The organism is Mycobacterium sp. (assembly GCF_036488105.1).
GTDB lineage: Bacteria > Actinomycetota > Actinomycetes > Mycobacteriales > Mycobacteriaceae > Mycobacterium.
This window is the reverse complement of sequence record NZ_DASXHW010000152.1, coordinates 1-6,752: the sequence shown is the minus strand read 5'-3', so window position 1 is coordinate 6,752 and position 6,752 is coordinate 1. Positions and strand designations below refer to the sequence as shown.

Genomic DNA, 6,752 nt, shown 5'->3' with positions numbered 1-6,752 from the left:
CGCGCGGGCCTTGTCTATCGCGGTCGTCATGCGGGCCGCGATCTGCTTGTACGGCTCACCCCACGACGGGGTGAACGGGTTGCGCAGCTGCCACCAGAACCGCGGGTCCCGCCAGGCGCCGTCGCCCGGACCTACTCGCTTACCCTCGAAGAAGTTGGCCGACTCGATCAGGTCGGGGTCGGTGTCGACCTCCAGGTTGTGGCGGGCGGCGATCGGTGCGGCGGTCTCCTGCGCACGCTGCAGCGGGGAGGCGATGACGGCGACGATATCGCGGTCGGCCAACGCGTCAGCCGCCGCTTGGGCCTGCCGAACTCCCCTGTCGGACAACCGGAATCCGGGCAGCCGTCCGTAGAGTACGCCGTCGGGGTTGTACACCTCACCGTGGCGGATCAGGTGGACGCGGGTCTGTTCGGCCATCAGGGCTTGCTCTCCTTGGCTGCAGTCGCGGCCTTAGGCAGCGCGTCGGCGATCCGGTCAAAGGCGGCGTCGTCGAGGGCGGCCGAGACGAACCAGGCTTCAAAGGCGCTGCAGGGCGGGTAGACGCCGCCGTCCAGCAGCGCGTGGAAGAACGGTGCGAAACGCCACGTCTCGCTGGCGCGGGCCGATGCGAAGTCGGTGACCGGCGCGTCGCCGAAGAACACGCTGAGCATGTTGCCGGCCCGCGGGATCTGATGTGGCACACCGGCTTCGGTCAGGGCCAGGGACAGCAGTCCGGCCAACCGGTCGGCATTGGCATCGAGCGCGGCATATACCGCATCGCCGGCGCCCCGCAGCGTGGCCAGCCCGGCGGCGACCGCGACCGGGTTACCGGACAGCGTGCCGGCCTGATACACCGGGCCCAGCGGGGCGAGCCGTTGCATCACCTCGGCGCGCCCACCGAAGGCCGCGGCGGGCAGCCCGCCGCTCATCACTTTGCCGAAGGTGAACAGGTCGGCATCGACCGGATCGATTCCGTACCAACCACTTCGGCTGACCCGAAACCCGGTCATCACCTCGTCGACGATCAACAGCGCGCCATGCTTGCCGGTGATCGCGCGCAGCGCGGCGTTGTAGCCCGGCGCGGGCGGGACGACGCCCATGTTGCCGGGGCTGGCCTCGGTGATCACTGCGGCGATCTGGTCCCCGAACTGATCGAACGTCCGCGCTACGGCGTCAACGTCGTTGTAGGGCAACACAATCGTGTCGGCAGCGGTCGCACCGGTGACTCCCGGCGAGGACGGCAGGCCCAGCGTCGCGACCCCGGAGCCGGCGTCGGCCAGCAACGCGTCGACATGGCCGTGGTAGCAGCCGGAGAACTTGACGATCTTGGCGCGGCCGGTGAATCCGCGGGCCAGTCGCACCGCGCTCATGGTGGCCTCGGTGCCGGAGTTGACCAACCGGATCAGCTCAACCGGCGCCACCCGGTCGATGATCTCGGCGGCCAGTTCGCTTTCGGCGGGGGTTGGGGCCCCGAACGACAGGCCGCTGGCGGCGGCCTTGGTGACGGCTTCTACCACCGACGGGTGCGCGTGGCCGAGGATCATCGGTCCCCATGAGCAGACCAGGTCGACGTAGCGGTTGCCGTCGGCGTCGGTCAGCCAGTAGCCGCGGGCCTCGGTGATGAACCGCGGGCTGCCGCCGACCGCCTTGAACGCCCGCACCGGCGAGTTCACCCCGCCCGGGATGACCGCGCAGGCGTCGTCAAACAGCTTCGCCGAGACCTCGGTATGCACGTGCTCCAGTGTCCCAGCCGCTGGGAGCGGTCCGACTACAGGGTGTAGTTGTTGTGCGTTCGACGTCGGTCAGGCGATGGCTATACGGCGGACGACGGCAACACGGTGCGAAGAACGGGTGCTGGTCGCGTCTCGCAGGCAAGCCGCCGCTCCTCGGCTTCGATGGCGGCAGCCTTGGCGTCGATCGCCACCTGGATGTATTCGCGGCGGTAGATCTCGGCGACGATGAGCCGGCTCATGCGGGTGCACCACCGGACGACTGATTCGTCGTCGCTGGCCTCCGTGCCGGCGAGCAGGAGTGAGTACAGTCCTTCGAGCTCCGCGGCGTCGAGCCTGGCCAGCGGCGGGCGGGGTTCGGTCGTGCCGCCGTCGACGTGAACACCCGTGGTCACCGATACCAGCCGCACCAGCAGAGCATCGGACACCGACGCGGCCCACCGCGCCAAGCCGGGGTGTCGCGACTGCGACAGCTGGACACAGACGCCGAGCAACGTGGAGGTTGCCGCTTCGGGCAGATCCTCGACGGTGGGATAGGTCATCGTGCTCCTCCTCATATTCGTGAAGGGGGATTCGGTGCAGACCTCGTCTTGGTTGGGAGCTTATTTGGAACAATGGGCGGGTGACCCGGTAATCGCCGATCACGCCTTCTCGGTGAGCGCGAACACCGGATGGTCGGCAGGGTCGGGCAATCTTCGGAAGTACCCGTCGACGGCCCTACCCGCCTTCTTCTGGTAGGCGGTCAGGATGGGCGGGCGCTGTGGAGTCGGGGTTTCGTGCGCGTGGTAACTCACCGCGCCGGTTTTGGTGGTCAAGGTGACGCTGGGGTTGGCGCGGACATTCTTCACCCACTGCGATTCGCCACGAGTGGATACCAGATACCGAGTGCCGTCGAGGCTCACGGTGACGACGGGAATGTGCTGCTGCTCCTTGCTGCCCCGTTTCGTGACTGTGAGGGTCTCGGTGTTGCTGATGCCGGTGGCCATCGCGATCCGGTTGAAGACCTTGACGGTGAACCACGGAGGCTTGAGGTAGGCCATGAAGTAAGAGTTTGATAGCGGCATGCAACTACCGCAACGACTCGCCCGGTTCAACCGGCACGTGACCAACCCGATTCAGCGGATGTGGGCCGGCTGGGCCCCGTCCTTCGGCATCCTCGAACACGTCGGACGTCGTTCCGGCAAGCCCTACCGCACCCCGTTGACGGTGTTCAACGCAGACGTCGACGGGAAGCCGGGCGTGGCGATCCTGCTGACCTACGGCCCGGACCGCGACTGGCTGAAGAACCTGAACGCCGCCGGCGGCGGAAAGATGCGCCGTCACGGCAAAACGTTCAGCGTCGCCAACCCGCAGACCGTCACAAAGGAGGAGGCCGCGGCGCACGTCAGCGGCGCAGCGCACCGGGTCTTCGGAAGATTGCCATCGAGCAGGCCGTCCTGCTGACCAAGACCGGTTAAGCAGCCCGGGCCGCAATACGTTTGGTCACGAAATACATCGCGACCACGGCGGCCCACGACAACAGGCTCAGCCAGAACTGCGAGCGGGCGGAGCTGTCGAACGCCATTTGCACGAGCACCGCGACGATCCCGGCCACCGTCAGGATCGACAGCACGGGGAAGAACCACATCTTGACCCGCAGCTTCTCTGACGGCGTCTTGCGGCGTAACACGATCTGCGACAACGCAATCAACAAGTAGACGAACAACACGATGGCGCCCGACGAATTGAGCAGGAACAGGAACACCGTGTTGGGCGCGACCCCGGCCATGATGACGCACAGAAAGCCGACGACCGACGAGCTCACGATCGCGAGGTAAGGCACCCCGCGCCGGCTGACGTTGAACATCCGGGCCGGCGCCTCATGTTGAGCGGCGAGCGCGAACAGCACCCGGGACGCGCTGTACAACCCGGAGTTCAGACAGGACAGCACCGCGGTCAGCACGACGGCATTCATCAGGTGATCGGCGCCGGGGATTCCGATCTGCTTGAACGCGGCCACGAACGGCGAGGAGCCGGGCTGCAAGGAGTTCCACGGCAACAGCACGGTGAGCAGAAATACCGAGCCGACAAAGAAAATCGCGATGCGGGCGGCGACTGCGTTGGTCGCTCGCTGGACGGCTCGCTGCGGATCGGGGGTCTCGGCGGCGGCGATGGTCGCGATTTCCGCACCGACCATCGAAAAGATCACCACCACGATCGAACCGAAGGCGGCGTGCACCCCGTTCGGGAAGAAGCCGCCATGCACGTGCAGATTGGAGAAATCGGCGTGCCGGTGCGGCCATAGCCCTAATGCGTACACGCTGCCGAGAAGCAGAAACAGCACGATGGTCGCGACTTTGATTCCCGCGAACCAGAATTCGAACTCGCCATAGGAGGCCACCGAGAACAGGTTGGTCGCCGTCATCAACACCATCAAGATCAGCGACAACAACCACAGCGGCGCCTGAAACCAGTAGGTGATGACCTTCGCCCCGGCAACCGCCTCGAAGCCGACGACGATCACCCAGTAGTACCAATACAGCCAACCGGCCGAGAACCCCGCCCAGCCCCCCAGAGCTTGCCGTGCGTATTCGGCGAACGAACCGGTGGTGGGGTTCGCGGCGGCCATCTCACCGAGCATTCGCATCACCAGGATGATCAGCACGCCGCACAGCGCATAGGCCAGGAATGCGGCCGGACCGGCTTTGCCGATGACCACGCCCGAGCCGACGAAGAACCCGGCGCCGATGATCCCGCCGATGGCGATCATCATCAGCTGCCGTTGCGACAAGCCTTGTTGCAGTTGCGGTGTGGCGGCCATCAGACAGATCGGGCCGTGCTCAGTGCCGACTGCCCTGGCACCACGTGGATGACCGGGATCGGATACGCGGCCCGCACTTTGTCGACCATGCCGAGGCGCAACCACGCCGAGCGGGCCTCGGCGATCACCAGCTGGTCGGGTTGGAAGCGTCGCACCGCGGCGTCGAGCGCCCGCAGCGGCCGGTAGTCGCCGAGTTCGCCTACGGCGGAGAGCCCGATGCCATGCATGGCGGTCAGGATGGCGTCGAGACGTTCTCGCGCCGCCGTGACGGTGGCGTCCAGGACGAACACCGGACCGGTCCGCTCGGCCTGGCCGGTGTCGACCGGGTTCACCGGCACACAGATGAAGTACTCGGCGCGCTGTTGGGCGTCGACACGGCGCAGCACGTCGAAAAGCTCACTCGTAGAGACGTTTTTGTTGGCCAGCACCAGAACGCGGTTCGCCCGGCCGGTCGGCTGGCGCGTCGCATCCTCGGCTTTGGCCGGTCCACGCCGCCACCTGGGCACGAAGTACAGCACCAACATCACCGCCCAGGACAGCAGACCCAGCCACAGCTCCATCCGGGCGTTCGGGTCGAACGCCATCAGCACCAGCACGCCGACCAGCGCGGCAACTGTGAGTATCGACAATCCGGGGAACAACCACATTTTCACTTGCAACCGGTCGGGCGGGGTGCGCCGGCGCAGCACGATCTGAGAAATCGCGATCAACAGATAGACCGAAAGAACAAGGGATCCAGACGATTTCAGCAGGAAGGTGAATACCGCCCCAGGCGCCACCCACGCCATGAGAACGCAAATAAATCCCACGATCGACGAAACCAGGATCGCGAGGTAGGGCACTCCGCGTCGACCCACCTTGACCAAGTCCATCGGCGCTTCGCCGCGGGCGGCGAGCACGAACAGCATCCGTGACGCTGTGTAGAGGCCGGAGTTCAGACACGACAGCACCGCGGTGAGCACCACCGCGTTCATGATGTGGCCGGCGGCCGGAATTCCCATCTCCCCCAAGGCCGCAACGTAGGGCGACACCCCGGGGCGCTCAGCGTTCCACGGCACGATCACCGCGAGCAGGAACACCGATCCCAGGTAGAAGATGACGATCCGCACGACCACCGATTTGGTCGCGCGCGCCACCGCCCGTTCAGGATTCGCGGTTTCGGCGGCAGCGATGGTGGCCACTTCGGCGCCGACCATCGCGCCGATGACCACCGAGATGGCACCGAATACCGTGCCGACTCCGTTCGGGAAGAAGCCGCCGTGGGCGGTCAGGTTGCTGAAGTCGAGGCCGTGCCGCGGCCAGAATCCAAAGACGAACAGCGAGCCCAGGGTCAGGAACGCCACGATCGCCGCGACTTTGATTCCAGCGAACCAGAATTCGAACTCGCCGAAGGCGGCGACCGAGAACAAGTTGGTCGCCGTCATCGCGACCATCAGGACCCCCGACAGCAGCCACAGCGGCGCGTGGATCCAGTAGGACAGCACGGCACCGCCGGCAATGGCTTCGAAACCGACCACCACCACCCAGAAGTACCAATACAGCCAGCCCACCGAGAAGCCCGCCCAACCGCCCAACGCCTGCCGCGCGTAGTCGGCGAACGAACCCGTAGACGGGTTGGCGGTGGCCATCTCGCCGAGCATCCGCATCACCAGGACGACCAGTACCCCGCAGAGCGCGTAGGTGATAAACGCACCGGGTCCCGTCTCGCCGATGATGACGCCGGATCCGACGAACAAGCCCGCGCCGATGACACCGCCGAGCGCAATCATGTTCAGCTGGCGTTGCGAGAGCCCCCCGCGTAGCGGCGCGGCGCCGCTCGTCTTGTGGGTCGGCAGCATGACCGGACGCTAACACCTACCCGTGCGGCCGCGCTCGATTCAGACCGGTACGGCGCGCAGCGCCGCAGGCAGGCTGGGCAGGAAGTGTGCGGTGGCAAAAGCCCGAATGTCCTCGGCGTCAGCAGGCGGTTCGCGGGTCGGCAACAACAACAGCATTGTCGCGTAACGCAGGATGGTGTCGGCCAGCTGATCGACTGCGTCAACGCCGATCTGCTCAGCGAAGCCGTCGGGGAAGATCACCCGCAGCGCGGCAGCCATCCGTTCGACGGCGGCGTCCCAGTGTCGGCGCGCCAACTCGAGCATCAGGCCGGGCTCGTCGGCGAGCATCCGGGTCAGCACGCGGTGTTGCTGGAACCGCACGATCGACAGCGTGAACGCCTCGACGTAGTAATTCGACTGTGGCCT

General features: G+C 66.1%; 5 protein-coding genes and 3 pseudogenes. 1 reads left to right on the top strand and 7 read right to left on the bottom strand.

What is annotated here, in order from left to right:
- From VGH54_RS07950 to VGH54_RS07935, 4 genes are all read right to left on the bottom strand, one after another.
- A partial coding sequence (locus VGH54_RS07950) for a histidine phosphatase family protein (RefSeq protein ID WP_331511385.1) occupies nt 1-417 on the bottom strand: 417 nt, incomplete at its 3' end.
- Nucleotides 417-1,712 carry a glutamate-1-semialdehyde 2,1-aminomutase gene (gene hemL / locus VGH54_RS07945; RefSeq protein ID WP_331511384.1) on the bottom strand — a complete coding sequence of 432 codons (1,296 nt, stop codon included), beginning with the start codon at nt 1,710-1,712 and terminating at the stop codon, nt 417-419. The genes VGH54_RS07950 and hemL, both read right to left, overlap by 1 nt.
- Nucleotides 1,713-1,792: 80 nt before the next feature.
- The gene (locus VGH54_RS07940) at nt 1,793-2,251 is read right to left on the bottom strand and encodes a hypothetical protein (RefSeq protein WP_331511383.1); all 459 of its coding nucleotides are present in this window, start codon (nt 2,249-2,251) and stop codon (nt 1,793-1,795) included.
- Between the two features lie 99 nt (nt 2,252-2,350).
- Nucleotides 2,351-2,749: a nitroreductase/quinone reductase family protein gene (locus VGH54_RS07935; protein WP_331511386.1), complete on the bottom strand. Its 399-nt coding sequence runs from the start codon at nt 2,747-2,749 to the stop codon at nt 2,351-2,353.
- A gap of 22 nt (nt 2,750-2,771) precedes the next feature.
- Between VGH54_RS07935 and VGH54_RS07930 the strand changes: the two are divergent.
- Nucleotides 2,772-3,166: pseudogene (locus tag VGH54_RS07930) on the top strand (nitroreductase family deazaflavin-dependent oxidoreductase).
- Between the two features lie 5 nt (nt 3,167-3,171).
- On the opposite strand, the pseudogene VGH54_RS07925 reads toward VGH54_RS07930, so the two are convergent.
- From VGH54_RS07925 to VGH54_RS07915, 3 genes and pseudogenes are all read right to left on the bottom strand, one after another.
- Nucleotides 3,172-4,509, bottom strand: a pseudogene (locus tag VGH54_RS07925) (amino acid permease); the annotation flags it as partial.
- Nucleotides 4,509-6,347, bottom strand: coding sequence for an amino acid permease (locus VGH54_RS07920; RefSeq protein WP_331511381.1), 1,839 nt, complete (start codon nt 6,345-6,347; stop codon nt 4,509-4,511). The gene VGH54_RS07920 and the pseudogene VGH54_RS07925, both read right to left, overlap by 1 nt.
- Before the next feature lie 39 nt (nt 6,348-6,386).
- Nucleotides 6,387-6,752: pseudogene (locus VGH54_RS07915) on the bottom strand (TetR/AcrR family transcriptional regulator); the annotation flags it as partial.